The sequence below is a fragment of the Veillonella sp. genome, from assembly GCF_018364065.1.
GTDB lineage: Bacteria > Bacillota > Negativicutes > Veillonellales > Veillonellaceae > Veillonella_A.
Map to the genome: position 1 here is coordinate 196,515 of NZ_JAGZMO010000003.1, position 26,909 is coordinate 223,423.

Consider the following 26,909-nt stretch of genomic DNA (forward strand, 5'->3'; position numbering starts at 1 on the left):
CATGTCTAGGTATGAATCTGAAGCAAGTATTGAAAATAAGTTGATTCAACAGCTCACAGAGGGTAAATCGCAATGGATTTTCCGCGATGATATTCGGACAATTGAGGATCTTTGGGAGATTTTTCGTAACATATTGATACAAAATAATAAAGATATTTTTGATGAAAATCCATTAACGGATAATGAATTTCAGCAGGTGCAGAATCAATTGCGATTTACATCTTTCTATGATGCGGCAGCCTGGTTAATTGGGGAAAATGGGGTTGCTCGTGTTATGATTCAGCGTGAAGATGCCTCTCTTGGACGAGAGTATCCGGTAGTGTTTAAACGTGATGATATTGCCGGAGGTTCGTCGGTTTATCAGGTGGTTCATCAGATTATCTTTCTTCGTAAAGAAGTGATGAATCGAGATCGCCGCGGTGATGTGACATTGCTAATTAACGGATTACCAATGATTCATGTGGAGTTAAAAAACCGTAACCATTCATATATGGAAGGGTTTAATCAAATTAAAGGTTATCTCAAAGAAGGTGCATTTCGAGATATTTTTTCAACATTACAGATGTTTGTAGTTTCTAATGCTACGGATACGCGATATATTGCAACAGCCGCTGAAAATAAGTTGAATGAAAAATTTTTGTCCACATGGCTTGATGAAGATAACCAGCCGGTGACAGGCTATTTAGAATTTGCTGAGGCCGTTTTATCAGTGCCGGCGGCGCACCGAATGGTGTCGCAATATACTGTTTTAGACGGTGAACGAAAAAATCTTATTATGCTTCGACCTTATCAGATTCACGCAATTAAAGCGATTATTAATGCGTATAAAGCTTATAGCGGTAGTGGTACTGAGTCAGGTTATATTTGGCATACTACGGGATCCGGTAAGACTTTGACTTCTTATAAGGCTGCACATAATTTGAGTCAAATTCCCGGAGTGAAGAAGGTCATTTTTGTTGTAGATCGACGAGATTTAGACAATCAGACAACAGGAGCTTTTCGAGCCTATTCCGCAAATGATATTATTGATGTGGAAGACACTAATAATAGTCGTGATCTAGCAAAAAAAATATACGATGATGATGCTGATGTTTTAGTTACTACAATTCAAAAGCTGCAAGCGGTAATGAGAAAGTATCCAAAAAATACTGACATTTATGAGAAAATGAAAGTAATTCGTCCAATATTTGTGGTCGATGAATGTCATCGTGCGGTTTCAGCTGAGGCGCAAAAGGACTTAAACGAATATTTTACAAGGCCTATCTGGTATGGCTTCACAGGGACACCTATTTTTAGTGAAGATGCTAAAAATACACCAGGGGATCTTCCGGCGACAACTGAGGAACAGTATGGAGCCTGTCTCAATACATATACTATTAAAGAAGCTCTTCATGATGAAGCAGTTCTTGGATTTCAAGTAGAATATCGCAATACATTCAAGTTAAAGGAAGTAGCAACAAAACTTGGAATTTCTGATAGCGATGATGATCTAGCATTGGAGAAGGCACTACAAGAGAAAAAAGTACTTGAAAAAATGTATGAAGATGATCAGCATATGCTACAAGTGGTTGATTTTATTATTAATAAGTCCGCCGGTAAACTTAGATTAGATCGCGATAAAGGAAAAACATTTAGTGCTATATTGACTACCAGCTCTATTAAGCAAGCTCAAAGGTATTATCAGTTATTCAAACAAGTTAAAAATGGAGCAGAAAAAACTGTTAAAATCAGTGAAGAGATTCGCCAAAAGTTATCTGATTTTCCCAAAGTTGCCATTACTTACTCTCTTAATGAAAATCAAGACGGAAGTACGTTCAATCAAGAGCAGATGAAAGAGTCTATGGCAGATTACAATACAATGTTTGGAACTCAATATACACTGGAACAGTTAGATGCTTACAATAGAGATGTTAATGATCGCTTAGCCCGTAAGAAACAAAAATTTCAGATCCGAGAAAATCAACTCGATATTGTTATCGTAGTAGATCGTCTGTTAACAGGATTTGATGCACCTTCGCTTTCCACATTGTTTGTGGATCGACCACCTATGCGTTCATATAGGATTATACAGGCCTTCTCTAGAACGAATCGATTGTTGGATAAGCAAAAACGATTTGGTCAAGTTGTCACGTTTCAAACACCGGCCTTATTCAAAAAGGCTGTGGATGATGCGATGACTTTGTATTCACGCGGTGGTGGTACATATGTGCAAGCACCTACCTGGAAAGAGGCCGAAGAGAGATTTAAGAAAGCGATTAAAGAGTTACGTGCTCTTGTACCGACACCGGGAGCAGTGAATAGTTTAACTAAAAAACAAAGACGTGAATTTTTAAAAGTTTATAGAGCGTTTGATATGGCCTATGCAGATATACAGGTATACTCTGACTATCAGGATAAAGTACTTGCAGATGATTACCATATCACAGAAGAAGAGATCGAAAACTATACTGGCAAATTTAAAAATGTGAGAGATGAAATTAAAAGTGATAAAGAGGATAGAGATGATCCGGGAATCAATTTCCTCATAAATTATGAATTACAATTTTTTCATAAAGATCAAATTGATGAAGATTATATCTTGCGATTAATGGAAGCCGTACGAGATGATGATTTGACGCAACTTCTTTCAAATCCTGATAAACATAAAGATTTGACTGATAAAATTAATGCTGGCATTGCTCGTCTCTATAAGATTAATCCAATTAGGGCCGGAATATTAGATGGCATTTGGAAGGAATATCAGAATACACCGGATGAGTTTGTGAATCAAAACTTCGTTGATATTCTTAATAATCGGGTTAATAGTGAAAGAGAGAGTCTTATCAATGATTTTTCAGAAGAGTGGTGTGTTGATGTAGAGGTCTTGGATTATTTTGTTGATACCTATGATGTATCGAAAGATCCTGATGAAAAACAAGATAATCAAGATTCTCTGAAAAAAGCAGCTCATGCTCGAGCGTATAGAAAGAAACATCCGAATATTGGGTTAAAATATTGGCCTAAATTATTGGAGGCCATACGTGAATTATATGTAGAAAAATTACAGAAGTTAATGGCTCAATAAGGACGGAATTATTTTAATTAAAAGAATTATCTGCTAATAGATAAACATATAATAAAACACTATTGAAATGACACATAATATTGTAGGTTAAATAGGCCTCCTTAAAATTAAATTTTAAGGAGGCCTATTTTTTATAATGATGATAAATAATATTTTTTATGATATAATTGTTCTATAAAACAGAACATAAAAGCGAATAAAAGAAAACAAATGCGCTATGATATTTAAGATATAAATCACAAAATGTAGAGTTTTATATGGTTGATAAATAATGATGGAATGAATGATATAATTTTTCAAATGAACTTATAATAAACTAGTAGGAGGTAAAAAATGAAAGATTTATCGCGAAAAATTGAATTAAATTGTCCTATTTGTGCAAATAATCACTTTGAACATGATACTGAGGCAGCTGTGGAGATTTATAAATGCACTGACTGTGGTCATGAATTTACAGAAGATGAAATATTGAACGCTAATGAATATAAAATTAATGCTAATATTAAAGATGTTGAAAAAGAAGTGATAAAGGAGGTAGAGAAAGAATTTAAAAAGATGTTTAAATTCTAAGCAAGAAAAGAATATGCAGATTCAATATGAAGAAATCTTAAATATTATCATAAATTATATTATTCCGATTGTATCTTTTTTGTTTTCTGGAATAGCACTTCATCAAAGTATTAAATCCCGAAAAACAGAAGAAAAGATAAAAAAGCTCGAATTGTTTATTAAAGAGTATGAGGCTAAACAAATTGAAGCCCAGCAGAATATACCAAGTCAACCATATGTGGAAGCTAGAGTATACAAGGTGTCGCATGGAGTACATAAGATGAAGATATGGAACTCTGGACGAGCAACGGCTTATAATATTTCAGCATCTATACCTGAAAAATATAATATTACAGTTATAAATGATAAATTCCCTTATGAATATCTTAAGCCTAATCAAAATTTTGAAGTAGATGCATATTTTTATTTAGCGTCAAGCTCTAAATTCGAAGTAAGAACTTTTTGGGAAGATGAAAAAGGAGAAAGGTTTAGTAATGAAGAGCTAAGAAGCATTTGAGACTTGGCGTTGAGTTTCAAAAGATGAAATTAAAGCGGAGGTAATATCAATTAATGGGTCATAGTAAACTGTCCAAACATTCGCTTAAAAGAGGTGTGTTTATAACTCCTATAAACTCCTTGCCCAATATACAGGAACTAGAAGATGAGAAATCATGGACGTATGGTCGTATGCCAGAATATCTCTGGATTGGACTAATTTTAGACTATTTTGGCCGAGAGGAAGGATTAAGAAAAGCCTGTTATATAGTTTCTGAATTACATAAATTAGCACCCGCTCTAAGTTCTGCTAGATTATCTCAAATATTGAGATTAGACGAAGAAATACAATCTCAATTTTATAAGTATATTGTTTCTATAGGGGCTAGGGATGCACTTATTCCTTTGACAGTCTTGTTTACAGTAAGTCGTACTCCTGTTTTTTCTGAATTTTTTTCTTGCTTAAAAGAGGGAATTGATAATAGATGTGAAACGATAGTTCAGGTTATGAGTAATTTAATGGATCATCAATCTCATGAATCAACTGATATTAGATTTATTGCACTTTATTATAATTATATCTCGGGAAAAATTAATCTTTTAGAAGAACAGATGGAATTATTGAACCTCTATCCTGAAACAAAACACACTGATGAGATAATGCGTGAGATTCGTGGAAGAGTACGTGTTTTAGAAATGATAATTCTAACTTTTGAAAAAGTTGATTCTGAATATTTGAGAGAGTTTTGGAGGTGTGTAAGTGAAATGACAGAATGCAATATAGTAACTGTTCATTTTAAGGATGAAGAACGAGTCATCTCAGGATACATAAATATGCTACAGGAAATATTTGTATATCTTTCCGATTTATTTGTTATTGCAGACCCTCTTGATGAAAAAATGAATGTTTTGTTAGGGATAGCGACATATTCACTTAAACGATTTAAAGAAATAAATAATCATCACCTATTTAATTCCCTGGCAGGTAGAAGTTGTTTGCGTGTCATGATAGAAAATTATATTATGATGAAATATTTAATAAAAAATGAAGAGCACCACGTTAATATTTGGCGTGATTACCAGATTTATGGGATAGGGCAATATAAGTTAGTTTTATCTAGATATAGAGAAAGTGCCATTGCAGATGATGTGCCTTTTGACACATCCTATATTGAAGCTATAGTTAATGAATTTAAGAATGAAGAATTTATTAATATGGATACAAGATATTTTGACCAGCAAAATATTAGGAAAAAAGCTGAAATTGTTAATGAAGCGGATCTTTATGGTCTATACTATGATTACACGACCTCTTTTGAACATGGCTTATGGGGCGCAATTCGTGAATCTTCATTATTAAAGTGTTTTAATCCAGCACATAAATATCATTGTATTCCAGATATCAATGATGAGATAAGGCTCAAGTCTATTATGCCTGATTGCATCATGGTTATGAATAAAACTATAATTTTATTAAACGAACTCTATAGTATACCTGAACAACTACTAAATGAGGTAATAAACTTTGAAATCAAACCTGCTTTTAAATAAGATTCACTTAATTCAAAATGAATATAGAGAGCTGCTTATATCTCTTTTACCCCGATTAAAAAGTAGCAATGCAATAGCTGCTCTTGATGAACTTCAATTGTTTTGGATACGCTATAGTAAAGTAGTACAATTATATCTGAAATATTGGGTTTCGAATGAAGATAGTTATGTTTTTACAGCTACTACGTTCTTAGATTTTGCCGATAATGAACACTTGCCATTTTTGTTGATTGGACATAAGCACATTCTTGATGATCCTTTAGGTAAATATTCAGAATTAAGAATGAAGACGTTAGATGGCAAAGTAGCAGATACTATGCATGAACAAATTGTTATAACTGCAGAAGATAATCTAAAGCTATTGAAAAATGTTGGTAGTAAAATTCTTATCCTACCCGTGAGACTTCTTAGCCAATCAGCTGACTATAAATTTCTTTATAAGCTTGGAGAGCAAGCATTCGTAAGTCTTTTTAATGGCGTCAATAGCTTGGAGGATTATTTTGTTAAATGTAACAGTATAGATGATATTATAAATTTTGCTCGTGATGATATTGCAGAACTAGTAGTTTTTTCTTCTGATGATGATTTAGATTTATCGTTTGAAGAAAGATTTAATTTAGCGCTAGCAGATCCTCAATTTGGGCTAGATACCAGTAAGTCAGATGGATTTAATTTCTTTATGCTTGTATTTGGGTGTATACAACAAGCAGTAGATATTATTGTTTCATGCGTTGAATATGAGTGTATACCATATATTAGATATAATGTTTCTTTTTATTATGTTCAATTACTATTGGAAAGCTTAAACATAATAAATAGAAAACAAATTGATACTTTACGATTTAAGATGAATATTGCTCATATTGTTTATAGGGTGTTTGATAAGAGTAGAATTGTAGGAGTTTGTTTGGCAGATTTTTTACAGAAAAAGCATATATATAATTTTAATGAGAAATTATTTTTGGCACTTGAGAAATATAATATTAACGAGAGTAATTTTGAGCCACATAAAACTTATAAGGTAGTAGGTGATGTGTTAGAAGACTTTTATAATGTGTTAGATAATTAAAGCGATAACTATAAAATAATATGAACTTGAGAAATATATAAAAGACCGTAACCTTTCAGCTGCGATCTTTTAATAATATAATATGGTTCGATTTAGTTTTTATGGACCAATAAAATATACAATGTATTATTTTATTGGTCCGCGATATGATAAAAGGTCATCTGAAAAATTTCCTTTACATAGTTATTGCCTAGTGAATAGATTACATTTTTGCTATTTCGATAGAATTTAACCAGTATCGCTTCGCGGCGCGGGCGTAACTGATGGGAAATGGCTGATGTAGATGTTCTTTTTATCGCTATCTTAAATGCGGTTCGCGTGTTGAATGTCAAGAAGTTTTAGTAATTAATGTGCAACTGCTATGTGAATTACACAGCGATTAAGTAATTACTGAGACATTTGTAATTTAGGTTTAAGTTATTACTAGGTGTTTATCAGGTAAATGTTGTGTAACTGTTAAAGTGCAATGTGCGTTCAGGGGCGGCGTATGATATAAGGTATTGCTTAACAATTGAATTAGCAATAACACTCAAAATAAGAAACTCCCAAAATATAAAAAACTCTAAACATATATACCTCATAAAGTCCTGTCGGTCAAACGTGACTGACAGGGCTTTTTGTTTTTTATTTCTACAGGGTCTTGACTCTACAACGGTTGTAGAGTTTATGATATGAGTATGATAAAACATTAGATATGATTATTAAAAGCTATTGAACCATAATTATTAGAATCATTAGAACTATAATCATTAGAATTATTAGAATCATAATCATCAGAAAATAAAACAAAAATATTTTGCAGGAGGCTGAATACATGGACAGGAAAGATCTATTTCCTATTGGAGAAGTGTCAAAACTATTTCATATCAGCGGCAGCAGTTTGCGTCATTATGAAAATATAGGTTTGCTTACGCCGGCATATATTTCTCCTGATTCAGGCTATCGCTACTATGGAACTGAGCAGTTTGAAGTATTGAATACAATTCGTTACCTGCGAGCGTTAGACATGCCTTTGTCTGAAATTGAAGATTTTCTCAAAAATAAAGACATCGGCCTCATAGAGGAGAAGCTTTTGAAGCAAAAGCAAATCGTGTTGAAGAAGCAGGACGCTTTGAAACGAATTGAGCAAAAGATTGATCATCGTTTAAATTGGCTGTTAGATGCGCAAAATACGCCTTTGGATACGGTAGCGCTTATACAAGTTCCGGCCGGCCGTATTGTATGGTTAGATAATCCGTTAAAAGTGGATGGAAACTTTGATATGGAACTGTCCATAAGAAAATTGGATCGCTCTGATGCTGAGGCGATTGTATTTCTTGGCAAAGTGGGACTTGGAATTTCGGCAGAACGTTTAAAAAAAGGTGAAACTACACACTATAACGGAGTGTTTTTGCTACTTGATCAAGAAGATGTTTATGAGGGGAAAACACGTAACCTGCCTGAAAGCTTATGTGTTCGTTTGCGTTTTCGAGGCAGTCATGCAGATGCACCTGAGCAGTATAAAAAAATGTTGAAGTATATTAGCGAGCATAAATTGCAGATTGCAGGTTTCTCACGGGAAGTTACACTTATTGACTACGGGATTACTAACGATACGGACAAATTTGTGACGGAAATTTGTATTCCGGTTAAATGTGAATAGAAAGAGGTTTATAAGATGAAATTCATTGTAGAAAAAGAGATTTTTGAAAAATTACCGAATGCCTGTTTTGGCGTCGTCATGGCTAAAGGAATTAAAAATGATAAAGAATATCCGGAGATTGAGCGACTTTTGAACGGCAGTATCCAACTGGCAGCACATCGCTTTGATGGCAAAAAAGTTAAGGAGGAAGCAGAGATTTTACCCTATCGGGAAGCGTTTCGTGCATTAAATATTAATCCTAATAAATATCTTTGCTCTATTGAAGCCTTATTTACCCGTATTGCTAAAGGAAAGGGGATGCCTCATATCAATCCTGTAGTAGATTTAGTAAATGCTATATCTTTAAAATATACATTGCCCATGGGGGCACATGATTTAGGTGGCAGCAGTGAAGACATTTGCATTCGCCTTGCACAGACGGGTGATACGTTCCTTCCCTTTGGCAATGATGTAGAAGAAACTCCTGATCCGGGGGAAGTTGTTTATGCTGTGGGGGCACAAGTGCGGACTCGTCGTTGGACCTGGCGACAAAGTGAACATGGGAAAATTACGACTGACTCGACAGACATTTTCTTTCCTATCGACGGATTTACAGATATTAATCAAGAGCAGCTGATTATTGCCAGAGATGAATTGCAACAACTTATTACGCAGATTTTCGGTTGTGAAGTGATTGCAGGCTTAGTAGATGCAGCACATCCTGAAATGACCATATAATACAAAGAAGCAAAGGATAATAACTCCTTTGCTTTTTTTTGAGAGCTTGCGGCAGTACTCATTAAGGCTTTTTATTATATTCATCGAGCTGCTGTTTCATTTTCTCAAACCGATCATCTAACTGCGCTTTCTTTGCATTTTGTTTCGCAATATTTCTGTCGATGGATTCACGATATTTTCTATGGAATAGCTCGAGAAATTCTTCTCGTGTTCTGTACTCTTCCGGTTCGTGAATATTAACTTGAAATTGTGGTTTCGGATTGATTCTCACTGAGTGATGGATGTCTTTTAAAAATTGACAGTGCACGTATTTGCCGTTTTCAAAAGGAACAAAGCGAGTCTGATTATCTGTGGTAGCTTCGTATTCTAGGAAGATGAATAAAAGGTAGAAATGGCCGCCTAAGATGAACGAAATAATTTTCTCCGGCGTTCCCAGGTCCGGGTTACTGTCCGCATAGGAACGCTTGGTGGCCTTTATATCGCCCCAGATTAAATCATCAAAATTCGCTTCTTCGCAGCGGTAGTTAAAGCAAATGTCGTACGGATTTTTGGTGGCACCCTTTGGCGAACCCAAAGGATTATAAATTCGTGCATGAGGTTGTGCGTTGAGGTACTCGACAAAAGAATCCTCCAAATAATCGCTGATTTCAGCACCGCTACGGGACTTGGCGCTAATGGGGAATGTGTAGTTGTGCGCCTGTAAAATTTGCGAAAATACCGATTCAATATCCAATTTGATTAGCGTTTCTAACTCTTTTATTTCCAATGATTAATCTCCTTATTTACACGAATCGTTGATATAATTGATTTCAATCGTAGTAATTGTAACTCGTTAATTCAATCTTACAATAAGGATGCTAATTAGTCTACCTGGGGACTGTACACGGCAACTTAGTCAAATAATTTGACTGATAGGTCTTTTTATTTTAAAATTAAATAGTAAAAAGTTTTGACTTATCTAAAATTTTGAATGTTGAATTTTAAGATTATATATCTAATAGATTTGGTGTGATGTTCATCAATAAGGAGGTTCTCATGAAAGCGGTTGTTATTTATGAAGCCGGCGGTGTAGACCGACTTATGTACGAAGAAGTGGACAAGCCGGTTGTAAAGGCGGGCTGGTCGCTTGTAAAAGTGAAGGGGTTTGGCATTAATCGCTCAGAGATTTTCACCAGACAGGGCTATTCGGAAACGGTGCAGTTTCCACGAATTTTAGGTATTGAGTGCGTAGGGCTAATTGAGGAAAGTACGGAGCCTGAACGATTGCCGAAAGGGGCCAAAGTGGTGTCCATCATGGGCGAAATGGGCCGTGCATTCAACGGATCGTACGCTGAATATGTGCTCCTACCGAATGCACAGATTTATCCGATTAAGGCGGAGTTGGATTGGCCAACCATGGCGGCGATTCCCGAAACCTATCACACAGCGTATGGCACATTGTTGCGCTTGAAAATTACTGACGGCGATTCAGTTTTAGTACGCGGTGCCACCAGTGGTGTAGGTGTAGCTTTTGCAAAATTGGTAAAAGCGAAATATCCGAATGCACGCCTATACGGCTCGACTCGCAGCAGAGACAAAGCAAATCAATTGAAATCGGTAGGTTTTGATGAATGTATTCTCGAAACGTCGGGGCAATTGCAAACGGAGTTAACGTTCCATAAAATTGCCGATTTGGTAGGACCATTCGCTATGAGAGACAGCGTGGCGCATCTAAAAGAAAAAGGTATTTTATGTAACACCGGTCTTTTGGGCGGGCAATGGACGTTAGAAGGATTTGACCTCATTACTGAACTGGGCGCCGGTAAGTATTTGACCGGATTTTATTCGGGCATTGTGAACGGAACAATGCTGCAAGAGTTGTTTGATTTTATAGAGGAATATAAGGTGGATGCAAGTCCGGAAAAGGTATTCCACTTGGCTGAAATCAGAGAGGCGCAGGCCTATTTGGAAGGCTCGAAAAGTTTCGGAAAGGTTGTTGTGATTAATGATTGATTCGTTTAACCACACTAAGGCATACTCAAGAATTAGAGACAAGCAATTCTCTATTTTCGAAAATTACGCACGTAAGCATGGCTTACAGAGCAAGTCGATGCTCATTTTGATGTGGATTTACTATAACCCGCATGGGGTTACGCAGAATCGTATTGTGCAGGCTACGTATTCGACGAAGCAGGTGGTGAATGCGACGATTAAGGCGTTTAAAGAAAAAGGATATATTTATTTTGACGAAAATTCGCCGGACCGCCGTTCGAAAATGATCCGTCTTACTGAAATGGGACATACATTTGCTACAACTATCCTCGAACCTTTGGAAAAAGCGGAGCAGATGGCGATGAATAAACTGACTGCTGAAGAGCAGGTACTGCTGTTGAACTTAAGCAATAAATATACGGCAGCGTTGGAGCAAACCATTGGGAACACTGAATAGTGTAAGAAGAACTGATTCATATAGAGGAGAAGATGAATGATTGAATTTAAGAATGTAAGCAAGGTTTATAATAAAAAGCCGGCCTTACAATATGTATCGATGACCATTGAGAGCGGCGAGTTTTTCGTGCTCGTAGGCACCAGCGGCAGCGGTAAAACGACGACGCTGAAAATGATTAACCGTCTACTCACACCGACGGAAGGTACCGTCTGTATCGATGGTGAAAATACGCTCGACATGGAGTTGCGTACCTTGCGCTTGCGCATTGGCTACGTACTGCAAACGGGGGCTCTATTTCCGAATTTAACAGTGGCTGAAAATATTGAAATTATTCCTGAAATGAAGGGCTGGCCGAAAGAGGAACGGTTGAAAACGGTAAAAACCTATTTGAATATGGTCGGCTTAGATCCGGAACAATATATGAATCGCTATCCTCGCGATTTGTCCGGCGGTGAACAGCAGCGTGTGGGCATACTGCGCGCCATTATTACAAAACCGGATATCCTCCTCATGGATGAACCGTTCAGCGCACTGGATCCGATTAGTCGCAACCAGCTACAGAAGCTGATTAAGAGTTTACACGAAACGTTTAAAATGACCATTGTGTTTGTAACCCACGATATGGCGGAAGCGGTGAAACTGGGGACTCGAATTTGTGTAATGAGCAAGGGCGAGGTTGTACAGCTGGATACGCCGCAACAAATTAAGGAACATCCGGCTCATGAAGTGGTACAGCGTTTTTTCTATGAAGAGTAGAGGGTAGGAATCATACATATGGATACATTAATTAATACATTTGTGGAACGACAGGGCGAGTGGCTGAACTTGCTGGCGGAACATGTGCAAATCTCCATGATTGCCTTGTTTATTTCCATTTTATTGGCGGTGCCGTTCGCTATCTTCGTCGTTAAATATAAAAAAGCGTCGGAACTGACGCTTCAAGTGGCAGGCATTTTACAGACCATTCCGTCACTGGCATTGCTGGGTTTGTTTATCCCTTTATTGGGTATTGGTAAAATCCCGGCCATCGTGGCTCTGGTAATCTACGGATTGTTCCCAATTTTACAAAATACAATTACGGGCCTTCAGGGCATTGATCCGCTTTTACAGGAAGCGGCCGATGCATTCGGTATGAACCGCTGGGAGAAGCTGAAAAAATTTGAATTGACCTTGGCCATGCCGTCCATTATCGGGGGCATTCGCACGTCATCCGTTATGTTGATAGGTACGGCTACACTGGGCGCCTTAATCGGCGCAGGCGGTCTGGGGTCTTTTATTTTGCTGGGCATTGACCGCAACAACTCGGCCTTAATTTTAATCGGGGCCATCTCGGCGGCGTTGTTGGCTGTGTTATTTAGCTGGATTATTAAAATTTTAGAAACAAAATCCTTACGCACCATCGGCATTTCCTTTGCGGCCGCCTTGTTATTACTGGTTACGTCCACAATCAATGTGGGCGGCATTATGGGCATGTCCGGGAATACATTGGTGGCAGCGGGCAAACTTGGATCAGAACCGGAAATTCTGATTAATATGTACAAGGAATTGATTGAAGATCAGACAAATTTAAAAGTGGAAGTGAAGCCAAGCTTTGGTAAAACCACCTTCTTGTACGAGGCATTGAAAAAAGGCTCTATCGATATGTATCCGGAATTTACCGGTACAGTTACCTCTTCACTCCTTCAACCACCGTTGACTAATATCGGGAATAACCCGGAAGTGGTTTACGAAGCGGCCAAAGAAGGCATTAAGAAACAGGATAACCTGGTTCTCCTCGAACCGATGGCGTATCAGAACACTTATGCCATCGCGGTGAAAAGATCCTATGCAGAAGAACATGGATTGAAAACAATCTCTGATTTGCGTAAAGTAGAACGTATTGCGAAAGCGGGATTTACCTTGGAGTTTAACGACCGCGAAGACGGCAATAAAGGCCTGAAATCGCTGTATGGCTTGAGCTTTGACGTAGTAACTATGGAGCCAAGCCTGCGCTATGAAGCCATCGATAAAGGCAACGTGGACGTAATCGAAGTATTCTCCACAGACCCTGAAATCATTACCCATGACTTAGTCATGTTGGAAGACGATAAAGGCCTCTTCCCACCATACCAGGGCGCACCGCTATTACGTGCGGAAACCATTGAAAAATACCCACAAATCGTGCCTGTACTTAACCAGTTGGGCCATATGATTACAACCGACGAAATGCTCAAAATGAACTACGCCGTTGACGTAGAAGGACGCTCCGCTAACGAAGTGGCCGTGGAATATCTGAAGAACAAGGGGCTGTTGAAGAATAAGTAGGGAGGATAAATATGTTTTTTGATACATTAACATCAGAGGAACAAACATCATATTTGATAAAGCCGATTATTAGTGTACTCCAGGAAGCTGGGGGCCAATTGGAGCGCTCAGAAATAAGAGACAGAATCAGTGAGCTGGACGAAAATATAGCTCAATTTGAACAAACTATATATACTTCTGGAAGAACTGGTAATCCATATAAAAGATTTGATTTTAAATTTAATTTAGCTATAAAAGAATTAAGTTATGTCGGTTTTATTTTTTATGAAAAATACAAACCAATGATTACACTCACTCAAGCCGGAAGAAGTATTAGACTTGATGATTTTGATGTAGAATCAGAAGTTAGAGAAAAGGCTAAAACATATTGGATAGAAATGGCTCAAAAAAATAAGGATAATACTCAAACGTTAGTTAATCCTAATAGCAATGAGGAAGATAATAAATTAGTTGATGATGAAGTGAATGATAATGTTAAGGTGAAATTGCAGCGCGCTATATCCAATATGTCGCCTGCTAAATTTGAACAATTTTCACGAGCTTTATTGACTAAAATGGGGGTACAGTTTACTGACAAAGGTATTAATATATCAAATGACGGTGGAATAGATGGATATGGTTATCATATTGATAATGATGACTTTCGGACAACGAGGGTAGTTATACAATGTAAGCGATTTAATGTCAATCCAGTAGGCTCAGCTGATATTAATCAATTTCTTGGGGCGATGAACAAACATCAAGCTGATTATGGGGTATTTATAACTAATAATCGATTTACTCCTGCCGCTAGAGAGGCTGCACGCCAAGGTACGCCTATTACATTAATTGATGGTAGCGATTTAATTAGGCTAGTTATAAAATATGAATTATTTATAACACCAGTTACAACATATGTATTAGACTCATTTTATTCGGAGTCTTAGTGTTAGTACTTAATCTATAATGATTTAATTGCTTGACATAAAATGAAGGGTTTGCAGCATAATTTAGATATGTTGCAAACCCTTTTTTAGAGAATAAAAAAATCCTACAGTCCTAATAAATAGATTCTTTGTTAGATATTAAAGATGAATTTGTATTCTACCAGTAAACAGACTATAATGTAAAGTATAATGACATTTTTCATGATGAGAGTTGATATTGCTAAAAATTGCAAAAAAACTCGACTCCAAAGAGTCGAGTAAAGTTCAGATAAAATGGCTCACACCGAGCCGCCCGAAGGCAATTTCGATAAATCTTTATTTGAACTTGTAGTGTAATACTAGTGTGGTCTAAGCACTAGCTATACCTATATATTAATTACTGCACTCTATTTTGTCAATTATAACAACACGATTATCGAGGTAGGGGATCTTGATAATTATAAATTTAAAATGAGTGTTAAGATTTATGGGAATTACAAGTTGATTAGATTGGTAAGGAGGAGTTTCATGGGTGCAAAGAGTAGCAATGCCAAGAAAGAGGTATTGAATTATTTTGTTGGCCTTGATATTGGAACAAATTCTGTAGGTTGGGCCGTGACGAATAAGGACTATGAAGTACTGCGCTCAAAAGGGAAAAGAATGTGGGGAAGTCGCTTATTTGCAGAAGGAAAAACAGCGGAAGTAAGACGGACAAACCGTTCGTGGCGCCGCCGTTTAGATCGTCGCCATGACCGTTTGGCTATTTTGGAAGAGTTATTTGCTGCAGAAATTGCTAAAGTAGATCCATCATTTTATCAACGACTACATGAAAGTCAATACAAGAAAGAACATAAGAGTACAGCGGGCAAATATTTCTTGTTTAATGGTCGCAGTTATACGGACAAAGACTATTATAAGGATTATCCAACTATATTCCATCTGCGTAAAGAGTTGATGGAATCAGAACCTAACGATATTCGACTCTTATTTTTGGCGGTACACCATATTATTAAATATCGTGGTAACTTCTTATATGAAGGGGAAGCCTTAAAAACGTCGGGTGGTGTGGAAGACATATTAACAAAAGCACTGTCTTGTTCAGAGTTTAGTGCACTTAGGGCCGCTTTTGAGAATGTTGATTTTGTTTCTATATTAATCTCCCAAGGTCATACGCGGAGCGACTTGGCTAAAGCAGCTGTAAGTGCTATAGAGAATAAGGATTATAAAAAGCAGGCGAAAGCTTTTGCATCACTGGTATTAGGTCTAAAGGTTACATTAGCTGATTTATTTAATGAGCCTGAATATAAAGAACTGGATGAAAGTGTAAAAAGCATCACTTTCAAAGGTAAAGAATATTGGGAAGAACGGGAAAACTATGAACCGGTCTTAGGTGAAAGTATTTTTGCCTTGGATGGGTGCAAAACCTTATATGATGCATTGATTCTAACGAGTATTAAGCCGGATGGGAAATTTTTATCAGAAGCGAAAGTTGATGCGTTTGAAACTCACAAAGAACATTTAACGTTATTAAAGTCTGCTTTGAAACCTTATAAAGAAGTTTGTGCTCATGTTTTAAAAGAAGATAAAGATAAGCTCAATAATTATGTGGCTTACATTGGGAAGAGTAAGGCCGGCAAAAGTTGCGAACGCGATGAATTTTATAAATTTTTAAAGGGCGCCATTGAAGGCCTTCCGGCTGATGGCCAGGATCAAGACAAACGGGCAGAAATTCTTCGCTTGATGGAATTGGATGCATTCTTGCCTTTACTTCGTGTACGAGATAATGGAGTTATTCCTTACCAAATGCACCAAGAAGAATTGGAAAAAATGTTAGAAAATGCAGGTAAGAAATATGCATTTTTAAGTGAAAAAGATGACAGTGGATTTACAGTGGCAGAGAAAATAGTAAAATTGTTGACATTCCGTGTGCCTTATTATGTAGGCCCTTTAAACCCGGCTCATAAAGGTAAAAAGGAAGGCTTTGCCTGGGTAGTTCGTAAAGAAGCGGGTAAGGTATATCCTTGGAATTTTGAAGAAAAAGTCGATATTAGTGCCACCGCTGCTGCATTTATTGAAAATCTGACTAATAAATGCACGTATTTAATCGGTGAAGATGTGTTGCCTCGCTATTCGTTAGCTTATTCTCGCTTTGTATTATTAAACGAAGTGAATAATTTGCGCTATAATGGTAAACCATTCCCTTATGATATTAAACAACGATTTATTAGAGAATGCTTTGAACAATCCAATAGAAAGATGACGGAAGGCCGTATTAAAGATTTTTTAAAACGCACCGGAACAACTGATGGTAAAGGCGTTTTGACCGGTATTGATATTGACATCAAGAGTAATCTTTACTCCTATCGAGATATGGTTCGAATTTTAGGCGAAGACTTTGATCATCAAATGGCAGAATCGATTATTCGATACATCACACTATTTGGTGAAGAAAAGAAAATTTTAAAGAGTACCTTAGAACGTGAATTTGGCGATGCTTTGACGAAAGAACAGCGAGATAAGTTAGTCAATTTAAAATACCGCGAATGGGGCCGGTTATCTGAAACCTTCTTGAAGAAAATCATAGGCGTTGCCGGTGATGGTCCGAAATGTAGCATTTTAGAGTGCATGGAACAAAATCCATTAACATTAATGGAAGTGCTGAGTTCCCATAATACATACTTAGTACAAGTTGAGGCTTTCAATGAAGCACGGACGAAACCGGTGGAAGGATTGGATTATGAATTAGTAGATGAACTATACGTATCGCCAGCGGTTAAGCGGTCCGTATGGCAAACCTTGCGTGTATTGGATGAAATTGCCGAACTGCGTGGCGGCGTACCTAATAAAATCTTCGTCGAAGTGGCACGGACGAATCAGGCTGATAAAAAACGTACGACCGCTCGTAAAGATCGATTGCTACAGCTATATAAAGATATAAAGAACAATGAGAAGGATTGGAAAGCTGAAATTAGAGCTCGTGGCGTTGGTGAATTCCAATCTAAAAAATTATACCTCTATTACACCCAAATGGGACGTTGTATGTATTCAGAAAATAAAATTATTTTTGATGAGTTATTCACGGATAAATATGATATTGACCATATTTACCCACGTAGTGTAACGAAAGATGATAGTTGGGATAATTTAGTATTAGCCTTAAGAACAGAAAACAGTAAAAAAACAGATAAATACCCGGTGAATTCGGATATACAGGAAAAGAGAGCTAGTTTTTGGAAGTTTTTAGTGGACTCGAAACTGATCAGTCAAAGAAAATATGAGCGACTTATTCGTACGACCGAGTTGACGGATGATGAATTGGCAGATTTTGTGAATCGGCAGTTGGTAGAGACAAATCAGTCGGTTAAAGCAGTAACTACTTTATTGAAACGACTATATCCGGATAGTACAATTTGCTATGTAAAAGCAGAGAACGTATCTGCTTTCCGACAGAAGATGGATTTTGTTAAATTACGCAGTCTGAACTCTCACCATCATGCAAAAGATGCGTATTTGAACGTAGTTGTTGGTAATGTATACCATGAAAAGTTCACTAATAATCCGCGGAATTATATTAAGCAAGCGCGAAAACTTATGAAGGCGCAAGAACAAGAGGCGTTCAATAAGCAAGATGCTAAAAATAAAAAACAGCAGGATAATAATAGAAAACGCCCATATAACCTAGTCAAAATGTTTGATTATCCGTTGAAAGTTAGTGGCCGTGAAATTTGGAATCCTGATGTGAGTATTCCTGTCGTAGAAAAAATGATGGCCAATAATGACGTGCAGGTTACTAAGAAAGTGATTGAGCAAAAAGGTGGGCTTTATGATGCAACTGTGTATAAAGCAAATGTTGCTAAAGACGAAGGATATGCACCGCTGAAAACGAAGAATCCCGTATTAAGTGATGTGACACAATATGGTGGATTTACTAAAATAACAAATGCTTATTATAGTATCTTTAAGTTGATTAAGAAAAATGGAAAAGATTTTGATATACAAATTGTGGCAATTCCATTACTCAAGGTCAGTCAATTTAAAGAAGATGATGATTATACGGATTATATGTTATCTATTCTAGATAAAAATAAGTACAATTCAGCTCAATTACTCTATAAAAAACTATGCATTGGATCATTGGTTAGAATTAATGGATTCTTATACTATGTAGGTGGGAAGACAGGCAATCAAATTTGTTTAGATTCAGCAGTTGATGTGCTATTAGAAAAAGACATTATACGTAAAATTAAACAAATAGAAACATATTTATCTCGTCATAATGAGAACAATAAGTATTTGCCAAATCCAGATTATGTGAATGTGGTATTTAATGAAGAGATATACGGGAAACTGGTGCAAAAAATGCAGAACCCTAGATTCATGAAAATGAAGTTGAATCGAGGAGCGGAATTTAGAACAGAACAGGTGATTGATAATTTTAAGAAGTTAGATATTACAGGTCAATGTAATTTACTTTTGGAAATGTTGAATTTGTTGACTAATCAGAAAACTACTTTTGATATTAGTTCTGTAGGATTGACGGCATCTAGATGTAAGTTAGGTATGAAACTGACCAACTTAAGCGAATTTGTTATTATTAATAAGTCAATTACAGGTTTGTATCAACAGGAACATGTAATTATTTCAAAAAAGTAAGGGCAAATAAGGAGCTGATCACATGGGGTGGCGTGTGGTAGTGGTAGATAGTAGGGCGAAGCTTGATTTCAAAATGAATTATATGTTTGTTCGCAAAGATGTGGGGAGTGAACGCATATATATTGATGAAATCCAAGTGTTAGTAATAGCATCGACGGCGGTTAGCTTAACCGCCGCTTTGCTTAATCAATTAATCAAGGCAAAGGTGAAAATAATTTTCTGCGATGAAAAATATAATCCGGCCAGTGAGTTGGTCGCGTTGTATGGCAGTCATAATACGAGTAAGCGATGTCGAGAACAAATTGCTTGGAAGGAAGAAATAAAACAAGCTGTTTGGACTGTGCTCGTGCAAGAAAAAATCCATAATCAGGCGAGACTTTTAAAGTCCTTGAATAAACCGGAGTATAAACTATTGGATTCCTATGCAGCCGAAGTGGCTTTTAATGATGACTCACAACGTGAAGGACATGCGGCTAAAGTTTATTTTAATTCTCTATTTGGCAAATTATTTTATAGAGATGATGATAATAATATTAATGCTGCGCTAGATTATGGCTATTCAATCTTGCTTTCGGCGATTAATAGGGAAATTGTATCTATGGGCTATTTGACACAGTTGGGGATAAGTCATTGCAATCAATTTAATCCGTTTAATTTGAGTAGCGACGTAATTGAGCCTCTGAGAGGTATTGTTGATAAATATGTAATTGGCATTAATCATGCAAATTTTACTAAAAATCAGCGGTATGACTTGATTAATCTTTTAAATGCGGAAGTAATGATTGACGGGACAAAGCAATACTTGAGTGGGGCTATAAAAATATACTGTCAAAGCATTTTTGATGCCTTGAAAGAAAATGATGTGGGATTAATAAGGTTAGTGGAGTATGAGTTATAGATTTATGCGAGTACTAATTATGTTTGATTTACCGGTAGAGACGGCTGCGGATAGAAAAGCGTACCGAGCGTTTAGAAAATTTTTGCTGGCAACAGGTTTTTATATGATGCAAGAATCGATTTATGCGAAACTGGTACTTAATCAAACGGAAGCAAATAAGATTATGGCTATGTACGGTGGCAAAAGCCACCGGATGGATTAGTTCAAATGCTGACAATTACGGAAAAACAATTTTCGAAGATGGAGACTTTGGTTGGGGAAGTAAAAACTGAAGTTGTAAATACTACAGATCGGTTGTTGATACTATGAAGTTAAGTTTGAGAGTAGTGTGATACTAGTGTGGTCTAAAACTATACAAAGTTGCGTCAAAGTAACAGCGTAGTTTGAGAGTAGTGTGATACTAGTGTGGTCTAAAACACGCCTCATAAAATAGCAGCCCTTACCCCCGTTTGAGAGTAGTGCAATACTAGTGTGGTCTAAAACGAGTTCTTCCCATAGGTCTGCCCCATTGATGTTTGAGAGTAGTGCAATACTAGTGTGGTCTAAAACTTAAATGCAGCCATACCAACCTGTGCCCCTGTTTGAGAGTAGTGCAATACTAGTGTAGTCTAAAACATATATAGGAATAAAAGACCTCCTTCACTAGTTTGAGAGTAGTGTAATATTAGTGCGGTCTAAAGCGAGAGTGCTGCCATGCAGCACATTGCGAGCGTTTGAGAGTAGTGCAATACTAGTGCGGTCTAAAACTGCATGGACAGTTCAGGATGCGCAAGTGATGTTTGAGAGTAGTGCAATACTAGTGTGGTCTAAAACCTCCATGCTGGGAATGAGCAATGTTAGGGTGTTTGAGAGTAGTGCAATACTAGTGTGGTCTAAAACTGATAGTACAATGACTAGTGCTATACGGCGGTTTGAGAATAGTGTGATACTAGTGTGGTCTAAAACGTAAGCGGTAAAACTTTTGTCGTATCCGCTGTTTGAGAGTAGTGTAATACTAGTGTGGTCTAAAGTGTGAACTTAATAAAAACCGTAGTCAGCGTAGTTTGAGCGTAGTGTAATACTAGTGTGGCCTTAAGTCTCACTCTTTAAACAACGCCACCTTTGCTTATTTGAGAGTAGTGCAATACTAATGTGGCCTAAGTTTACCAAACGTAAAGGTAGCCGTTAGAGGGTGTTTGAGAGTAGCGTAATATTAGTGTAGTCTAAAAATAAAACATTCTAAATCATCCTAAAACCTCTATAGGGGCGATTTGAGAGTAGTGTAATACTAGTGTGGTGTAAACCCAAAATCAAGATTTTCACTCTTATCTGTTTGGGAGTAGTGTAATACTAATATACTCTAAACTTCATCACGGGGGAGAAATGTGTAAATGGTTTGATAGTAGTATTTACTAGTGTGGTCTGAATTTTCTCTCTAAAAAAGCTGCATATTGATGAGTTTGAGTGTATTGTAAAATTTTATGGTTTAAATGATTCTATCAAGGTGATAGTATGTGCATCCGTATTTTATGTAGCGCCTGCCTACTGGGCGAAAACTGCAAGTACAACGGCGGTAATAATTTCAACGAAATATTGGCGGAGTTTTTGCGTTCTCATAAGGGTGAGGTCCAGGTTGTGCCTGTCTGTCCGGAGGTAATGGGTGGTCTTCCCGTTCCTCGTGTGCCGGCTGAGATTGTTAACGGCAAGGTCATGACTAGAGATGGCGTGTCTGTGGATGCAGAGTTTCGCATCGGTGCTGAGCGAGCGTTACAGATTGCTAAGGCTGAGAAGGTTCACTTCGCCATTTTACAATCGCGCAGTCCGTCTTGTGGCTCGAAAGAGATTTATGACGGTACGTTTTCTAAGACTTTGATTCCCGGAAAGGGTGTATTTGCAGCAGTGTTGGCAGAAGCAGGTATTGTTTGTATCGATGTTGATGAGATACAATCTATATCAGATTTGGAAAGACTTATATAGACAAATTTAGACAAATTTAGATAATGTAGAGGTAGAGGCATATAGGTGTATATGCCTCTATATGCACCTAATATAGGGTTAACAATGTTATATTTCTTGCCAATAAAAGGAGGTTCCGATGGATATGAATGTACGAGATTGGCTTTTTGAAAATCGTGATCCTGCGTATATTGAGTATCAGAGCAAGGTAACGCCTAATGTAAATAAAGAGACGTTTATTGGTGTGCGCACGCCCGTGTTGCGCCGCTTGGCGAAGCAGTTAATAAAAAAAGAGCCACAGGTTATGGCTCAATTTTTAAAAGACCTGCCACATACGTATTTTGAGGAGAATCAACTACATGCAGTGCTTTTGTCGGATATGAAGGATTTTGAAGCGGTTGTGGCAGAGGTAAATCGCTTTTTGCCTTACGTAGATAATTGGGGCACATGCGATACCTTGGTGCCTAAGATTTTTAATGATCATCTGGCTGAATTGGAACCGCTGGCGTATGCATGGATTCAGTCGGATCAGCCATACACAATTCGCTTTGGCATTAGTATGTTCATGTCGTTTTTCTTGGGTCCTACGTTTAAAGTAGATCAGGCTGAGGCTATCGCGGCGCTTCGCAGTGATGAATATTATGTAAATATGATGATTGCCTGGTACTTTGCGACGGCTTTGGCATTTAATTACGAAGATGTGGTGCCGTTTTTGACGGAGAAGAAGCTGGATGTATGGACGCATAATAAGAGTATTCAGAAGGGCGTGGAAAGCCGCCGACTTACGGATGAGCAGAAGGTGTTTTTGAAGTCGCTTCGCTTGAAAGATAATAAAATCAGGGAAAAGAAATAAGTTATAAAGTGAATAAAGACAAACAAAAACCTGCTACCGGGGGGAACCAAGGTAGCAGGTTTTGTTTTACATACTATTTAAGGTTTTAATCATTTGAACTTTAACACTTAAATCCTTTGAGAATTCATCATTCAATCAAGATTTAAGTGTCAGTCATTTCATCGCTCAACAACTTATTTTCGAGGATGTCCTTGCTTGAGGAAATCGGTTATTTGCCGAGTAATCCAAGAACTACATGGATGAAGTTGATGCCGAAGTAGGAGATTAATCCGTCAGCAATGATGAAGATGATGAAGTATTTAAGAACGGAAACCATGATTACGTTAGCTTTAATGCTTTCGCGTAATTCGTTAGCTTCGGAATCGCCCACTTTGTTGCTTTCGATGAATGCATCAAGAGCAGGAGCAACGGCGCCGATGGCGATAGCGATACTTTGAGGGGAGAACATTTTCCCGATACCGGCCGCACCGGAGTTAATGCCGGCTAACCAAAGTGGTAATTCTGTAAATGCAGGGTTCAAGTCGTGTGCTGCAGCTAACTGCAATGGTCCGAACAATACGTTCGCATTTGTACCGGAACCGGTAATGAATGCGCCTAACGCACCAACTAATGGAGCGAAAGCCGGATAGAATTCACCGGTAACAGATACTAAGGATCTGGCGATGTCGGAAGTTAAGCCTGCGTAAGTCATCAACTTAGCAGTAACAACAACGGAGATGATCGTAATATACGTAAATTTCAGATTTACCATTGTCTTTTTCAAAACGCCGAGCATTTCACCAAAACCGGCTTTTTGAATGGAGCCGCCAATGAAGGCTGCCAAGAAGATCATGATACCAGGTGTCGCAATCCATACGAAGGTATATGGTTTTGCACCTTCACCAGTATAAATAGGCACGGATGTTTTAATAGATGCCAATGGACCGTTAATGGCAGGAACCAATTTGGAAGTTAAGATCAAGAATACAACGATTAATAAGAATGGAATAGCTGCTGTTAGAGCTTGTGATGTAGTAATCTTTTCAGTTGTTGTTTCAACTTTATATTCAGGATCATTAGTTGGTAAGTATTTTGCACCGAGGATGATCACACCCATGATAATGATGGAAGGCACCATTACGGATAATTCAGGACCGGCTGACATGTTGATGATCAACTCAGGAATTGCTAAGGCAAGGCCTGCCAGCAAGGTGATTGTGAAAACGCCTTTTAATGCTTTGAAACCGCCGCCGATAATACCAACAACGAAGAATGGAGCAACCACATTAAGAATAAATAATTGTGCAGAAATAAATGTACCTAAATGAACAGGATCAAGGCCGGTAAGTGTGGCCAAGGTTGTAGTCGGAATCGCGATGGAACCGAATGTAGTTGGTACGGAGTTAGCTACTAAACAGGCTAAAATGGATTTTAGCGGGTTGAAGCCTACTGCCACCATCATAGCTGCAGGGATCGCAACGGCTGTACCGAAGCCGGCCATACCTTCCATGAAGGCACCGAAGCCCCAAGCTAATAAAAGACCAAGGATACGCATATCGGAAGTAACAGATGATAGCATCATTTTAATCGTATCCATAGCTTTGGTGTGTACCACCAGGTTGTACGTAAAAATTGCGGCCGTAATAACTAAGAGAATCGGCCAGATGGCGAGTGCTACGCCTTCCAAAGCACCTGTAAACATAATGCTTGGAGATTTGTCAAAGTGGGTAATGGCGATTATGTATGTAACAATCGCTGCTAGACCGCAGGCTTTCCAAGCTGGCACTTTGAGAATGGCCAGTGCTACAATGAGCCATAAGAGCGGTATCAATGCAAAGAGAGTAGTCATTGAGGTATCATCCTTTCCCTATAAAACCTACATGGTAACATTACCAATACTATCAATCGACATGACTGTATGTCGGTTAAAACATATATAGGTTAGTTATAAAACTATATATTCAGTAACCTCCTTTCGTCTTGCCATTTTCTCATAACCGGCCAGCTTGCGTATAAATATTCTGAAAATAATTATAAAATATCATTTCAGGATTTGAAAAATAGACCAAATACGTAACTCTACCGGCGATGATTACAATTACTGATATCTCTTATTTAATAGTAGCATAAATATATTAAAAGTCCAGTGTTTTATATCGATAATTTTGAATTATTATGGGGTGTTTATAACTTAAACGAATAATCAAGATGGCAGGCATTCGTAAAAATAGCGTAAACACTGTATTTTCAAAACAAAAGTAAATACTGAAAGTAAATGATAATGAGTAAACTTTTGGCAAGAAAATAGTAAAAACAATAGAATACTGTAAAGGTTATGTATAAGAATTACCAAAAAATATAGGTAATGTAAAGTATTTGCAGGGCAAAAAATGCTAAAAAAGCTGAAAAAAGTGGCTTCAATTTCATTGATTGCAATATATTTATTTATAAATTATATAGAATTTATAGAATGTTTGCCTAATTGGGGCAGCGAAAACAAGTTTACGTATCTCTATGCATAAATTGTATTGTTCATTGAATGAAAGTCGTAGTAATATAAGCCCATAAGTCAAAATATAAACATTACATAATGTATTTTAATAATATAAGAAGGCAAGATTTATAATTTTAAAATACGAGAGCAGTACATTTTAGTTATATATAAATAAGGAGTAAACTGTTTGAAAAATTAAGAGTTTAAATTCCTTATAAAAAAGAAAAGTTTTAACTTATGTAAAATAAATGCTTTATTCAATTTATATATAGCTTTGAGACTAAAATCACATGATTCAAAAGCTGAAAATTTAGTGTTTATATAGGGGCGCAGGATACTGTTAAATGTAACTGTCTATGTTATAATACATTTAACATTAAAAATACGAATGTTTGCTATGAATAGATTGCAGGGGAAGAAGGACCTTTGAAGTGGCGGGAATGCTGTCATTTCAGGCCTTCGAGGTTTATGAGAGCGAACATGAAATTTTTCATAACATGATTATATTCCGGGAGAGAGTAAAAAGGAGATCCTTTATGAAACTTACAAAAATGCATGGTCTTGGCAATGATTTTGTCGTGTTTGTTGATGAAAACGGCGCTAATAAGGACTATACAGACACAGCGATTGCCTTATGTGATCGCCATACGGGTATCGGTGGTGACGGCATCATGGTAGTGGTACCGTCCACGATTGCGGATACGCGCATGCGCATTATTAATGCGGACGGCAGTGAAGCGGAAATGTGCGGCAACGGCATCCGCTGCTTTGCTAAATATGTTTATGAACGCGGGATTATCACGAAAGAGCAGTTTACCATTGAAACGTTGGCAGGCATCATGGAGCCTCAGCTGACTGTGGTAGACGGCAAGGTCGATTTGGTAACTGTAAATATGGGCAAGCCTGAATTCGAAGCTCGTCAGATCCCAATGGACTACGATGCGCCTATGGTACAGAATGTACCGGTTACTGTTGATGGAGACACCTATGAAATCAGCTCCGTGTTGATGGGGGTACCACATACAGAAGTGTTCGTTGACGACGTAACGCAGGTGCCGCTCACAACCTTAGGTCCGAAGTTGGAAAAACACGAATTATTCCCTCGTGGCACGAATGTGAATTTTGTGGAAGTGGTGGACCGCAAACACATTAAGGTGCGCACATGGGAACGCGGTGCCGGCGCAACATTAGCTTGTGGCACAGGTTGCTGCGGCAGTGTAATTATGGCATTTGAAAATGGTCTTACTGACCGCGAAGTGGATGTGGATGTATATTTAGGGACATTGCACATTCGCTACGAAGAGGACGGTACAGTATTTATGACCGGTCCCGCAGCGGAAGTGTTTGAAACAGAGATGTAAGCTTTGAAGGTA

The 26,909-nt window shown here is 37.6% G+C and carries 20 protein-coding genes and 1 CRISPR repeat array; of the genes, 18 read left to right on the forward strand and 2 right to left on the reverse strand.

Annotated features, from left to right (window positions below; all coding sequences use genetic code 11):
* Position 1 precedes the first annotated feature (1 nt).
* The 7 genes from KHZ77_RS04290 (at position 2) to KHZ77_RS04320 (ending at position 9,087) form a co-directional block, all read left to right on the forward strand.
* Positions 2-3,064, forward strand: coding sequence for an HsdR family type I site-specific deoxyribonuclease (locus KHZ77_RS04290; protein WP_295196064.1), 3,063 nt, complete (start codon positions 2-4; stop codon positions 3,062-3,064).
* Positions 3,065-3,397: 333 nt separating this feature from the next.
* A complete protein-coding gene (locus KHZ77_RS04295) occupies positions 3,398-3,634 on the forward strand; it encodes a hypothetical protein (RefSeq protein WP_295196066.1) in 237 nt (78 codons plus the stop codon).
* 13 nt (positions 3,635-3,647) lie between these two features.
* Positions 3,648-4,130 carry a hypothetical protein gene (locus KHZ77_RS04300; protein WP_295196067.1) on the forward strand — a complete coding sequence of 161 codons (483 nt, stop codon included), beginning with the start codon at positions 3,648-3,650 and terminating at the stop codon, positions 4,128-4,130.
* A 53-nt stretch (positions 4,131-4,183) separates the two neighbouring features.
* Complete coding sequence (locus KHZ77_RS04305) at positions 4,184-5,659, forward strand: DUF5677 domain-containing protein (protein ID WP_295196069.1); 1,476 nt, start codon at positions 4,184-4,186, stop codon at positions 5,657-5,659.
* Complete coding sequence (locus KHZ77_RS04310; RefSeq protein ID WP_295196071.1) at positions 5,634-6,728, forward strand: hypothetical protein; 1,095 nt, start codon at positions 5,634-5,636, stop codon at positions 6,726-6,728. The genes KHZ77_RS04305 and KHZ77_RS04310 overlap by 26 nt, the downstream gene beginning before the upstream one ends.
* 814 nt (positions 6,729-7,542) lie before the next feature.
* Positions 7,543-8,370, forward strand: a complete 828-nt coding sequence (locus KHZ77_RS04315; protein WP_295196073.1) for a MerR family transcriptional regulator — start codon at positions 7,543-7,545, stop codon at positions 8,368-8,370.
* A gap of 15 nt (positions 8,371-8,385) precedes the next feature.
* Entirely contained in the window at positions 8,386-9,087 is a 702-nt protein-coding gene (locus KHZ77_RS04320) for a phenylalanine--tRNA ligase beta subunit-related protein (protein WP_295196075.1), read from the forward strand.
* 61 nt (positions 9,088-9,148) lie between these two features.
* Here KHZ77_RS04320 and KHZ77_RS04325 read toward each other — a convergent pair whose 3' ends face one another.
* The gene (locus tag KHZ77_RS04325) at positions 9,149-9,820 is read right to left on the reverse strand and encodes a hypothetical protein (RefSeq protein WP_295196077.1); all 672 of its coding nucleotides are present in this window, start codon (positions 9,818-9,820) and stop codon (positions 9,149-9,151) included.
* Positions 9,821-10,122: 302 nt separating this feature from the next.
* On the opposite strand from KHZ77_RS04325, the gene KHZ77_RS04330 reads away from it, so the two are divergent.
* The 10 genes from KHZ77_RS04330 (at position 10,123) to KHZ77_RS04375 (ending at position 23,063) form a co-directional block, all read left to right on the forward strand.
* Positions 10,123-11,079 carry a zinc-binding dehydrogenase gene (locus KHZ77_RS04330; protein WP_295196078.1) on the forward strand — a complete coding sequence of 319 codons (957 nt, stop codon included), beginning with the start codon at positions 10,123-10,125 and terminating at the stop codon, positions 11,077-11,079.
* Complete coding sequence (locus KHZ77_RS04335) at positions 11,072-11,515, forward strand: MarR family winged helix-turn-helix transcriptional regulator (protein WP_295196080.1); 444 nt, start codon at positions 11,072-11,074, stop codon at positions 11,513-11,515. Before KHZ77_RS04330 ends, KHZ77_RS04335 begins: the two co-directional genes overlap by 8 nt.
* Positions 11,516-11,551: 36 nt before the next feature.
* Complete coding sequence (locus tag KHZ77_RS04340; RefSeq protein WP_295196081.1) at positions 11,552-12,271, forward strand: ABC transporter ATP-binding protein; 720 nt, start codon at positions 11,552-11,554, stop codon at positions 12,269-12,271.
* A gap of 18 nt (positions 12,272-12,289) precedes the next feature.
* Positions 12,290-13,819 (forward strand): ABC transporter permease/substrate-binding protein, encoded by a 1,530-nt coding sequence (locus KHZ77_RS04345; protein WP_295196083.1) that lies wholly within the window; start codon positions 12,290-12,292, stop codon positions 13,817-13,819.
* An 11-nt stretch (positions 13,820-13,830) separates the two neighbouring features.
* Positions 13,831-14,745 (forward strand): restriction endonuclease, encoded by a 915-nt coding sequence (locus KHZ77_RS04350; protein WP_295196085.1) that lies wholly within the window; start codon positions 13,831-13,833, stop codon positions 14,743-14,745.
* Positions 14,746-15,252: 507 nt separating this feature from the next.
* Positions 15,253-19,377, forward strand: coding sequence for a type II CRISPR RNA-guided endonuclease Cas9 (cas9, locus tag KHZ77_RS04355; protein ID WP_295196086.1), 4,125 nt, complete (start codon positions 15,253-15,255; stop codon positions 19,375-19,377).
* A 22-nt stretch (positions 19,378-19,399) separates the two neighbouring features.
* Entirely contained in the window at positions 19,400-20,275 is an 876-nt protein-coding gene (gene cas1, locus KHZ77_RS04360; protein WP_295196087.1) for a type II CRISPR-associated endonuclease Cas1, read from the forward strand.
* 4 nt (positions 20,276-20,279) lie between these two features.
* The gene (gene cas2 / locus KHZ77_RS04365) at positions 20,280-20,477 is read left to right on the forward strand and encodes a CRISPR-associated endonuclease Cas2 (RefSeq protein WP_295196088.1); all 198 of its coding nucleotides are present in this window, start codon (positions 20,280-20,282) and stop codon (positions 20,475-20,477) included.
* 129 nt (positions 20,478-20,606) lie between these two features.
* Positions 20,607-21,418: a CRISPR direct-repeat array (repeat unit 20 nt; unit sequence ATACTAGTGTGGTCTAAAAC).
* 348 nt (positions 21,419-21,766) lie between these two features.
* On the forward strand, positions 21,767-22,231 hold the full coding sequence (locus tag KHZ77_RS04370) for a DUF523 domain-containing protein (protein ID WP_295196090.1): 465 nt from the start codon (positions 21,767-21,769) through the stop codon (positions 22,229-22,231).
* A 118-nt stretch (positions 22,232-22,349) separates the two neighbouring features.
* On the forward strand, positions 22,350-23,063 hold the full coding sequence (locus KHZ77_RS04375) for a DNA alkylation repair protein (RefSeq protein ID WP_295196092.1): 714 nt from the start codon (positions 22,350-22,352) through the stop codon (positions 23,061-23,063).
* A gap of 208 nt (positions 23,064-23,271) precedes the next feature.
* Here KHZ77_RS04375 and KHZ77_RS04380 read toward each other — a convergent pair whose 3' ends face one another.
* Positions 23,272-24,891: an L-lactate permease gene (locus KHZ77_RS04380; protein ID WP_295196094.1), complete on the reverse strand. Its 1,620-nt coding sequence runs from the start codon at positions 24,889-24,891 to the stop codon at positions 23,272-23,274.
* 1,181 nt (positions 24,892-26,072) lie between these two features.
* On the opposite strand from KHZ77_RS04380, the gene dapF reads away from it, so the two are divergent.
* Entirely contained in the window at positions 26,073-26,897 is an 825-nt protein-coding gene (dapF, locus tag KHZ77_RS04385) for a diaminopimelate epimerase (protein ID WP_295196096.1), read from the forward strand.
* Positions 26,898-26,909: the final 12 nt, after the last annotated feature.

Excerpts from the sequence above, each read along its gene's own strand:
- KHZ77_RS04290 (WP_295196064.1), top strand. The coding sequence starts at position 2 with ATGTCTAGGTATGAATCTGAAGCAAGTATTGAAAATAAGTTGATTCAA.
- KHZ77_RS04295 (WP_295196066.1), top strand. The coding sequence starts at position 3,398 with ATGAAAGATTTATCGCGAAAAATTGAATTAAATTGTCCTATTTGTGCA.
- KHZ77_RS04300 (WP_295196067.1), top strand. The coding sequence starts at position 3,648 with ATGCAGATTCAATATGAAGAAATCTTAAATATTATCATAAATTATATT.
- KHZ77_RS04305 (WP_295196069.1), top strand. The coding sequence starts at position 4,184 with ATGGGTCATAGTAAACTGTCCAAACATTCGCTTAAAAGAGGTGTGTTT.
- KHZ77_RS04315 (WP_295196073.1), top strand. The coding sequence starts at position 7,543 with ATGGACAGGAAAGATCTATTTCCTATTGGAGAAGTGTCAAAACTATTT.
- KHZ77_RS04320 (WP_295196075.1), top strand. The coding sequence starts at position 8,386 with ATGAAATTCATTGTAGAAAAAGAGATTTTTGAAAAATTACCGAATGCC.
- KHZ77_RS04330 (WP_295196078.1), top strand. The coding sequence starts at position 10,123 with ATGAAAGCGGTTGTTATTTATGAAGCCGGCGGTGTAGACCGACTTATG.
- KHZ77_RS04335 (WP_295196080.1), top strand. The coding sequence starts at position 11,072 with ATGATTGATTCGTTTAACCACACTAAGGCATACTCAAGAATTAGAGAC.
- KHZ77_RS04340 (WP_295196081.1), top strand. The coding sequence starts at position 11,552 with ATGATTGAATTTAAGAATGTAAGCAAGGTTTATAATAAAAAGCCGGCC.
- KHZ77_RS04345 (WP_295196083.1), top strand. The coding sequence starts at position 12,290 with ATGGATACATTAATTAATACATTTGTGGAACGACAGGGCGAGTGGCTG.
- KHZ77_RS04350 (WP_295196085.1), top strand. The coding sequence starts at position 13,831 with ATGTTTTTTGATACATTAACATCAGAGGAACAAACATCATATTTGATA.
- cas9 (WP_295196086.1), top strand. The coding sequence starts at position 15,253 with ATGGGTGCAAAGAGTAGCAATGCCAAGAAAGAGGTATTGAATTATTTT.
- cas1 (WP_295196087.1), top strand. The coding sequence starts at position 19,400 with ATGGGGTGGCGTGTGGTAGTGGTAGATAGTAGGGCGAAGCTTGATTTC.
- cas2 (WP_295196088.1), top strand. The coding sequence starts at position 20,280 with ATGCGAGTACTAATTATGTTTGATTTACCGGTAGAGACGGCTGCGGAT.
- KHZ77_RS04370 (WP_295196090.1), top strand. The coding sequence starts at position 21,767 with ATGTGCATCCGTATTTTATGTAGCGCCTGCCTACTGGGCGAAAACTGC.
- KHZ77_RS04375 (WP_295196092.1), top strand. The coding sequence starts at position 22,350 with ATGGATATGAATGTACGAGATTGGCTTTTTGAAAATCGTGATCCTGCG.
- KHZ77_RS04380 (WP_295196094.1), bottom strand. The coding sequence starts at position 24,891 with ATGACTACTCTCTTTGCATTGATACCGCTCTTATGGCTCATTGTAGCA.
- dapF (WP_295196096.1), top strand. The coding sequence starts at position 26,073 with ATGAAACTTACAAAAATGCATGGTCTTGGCAATGATTTTGTCGTGTTT.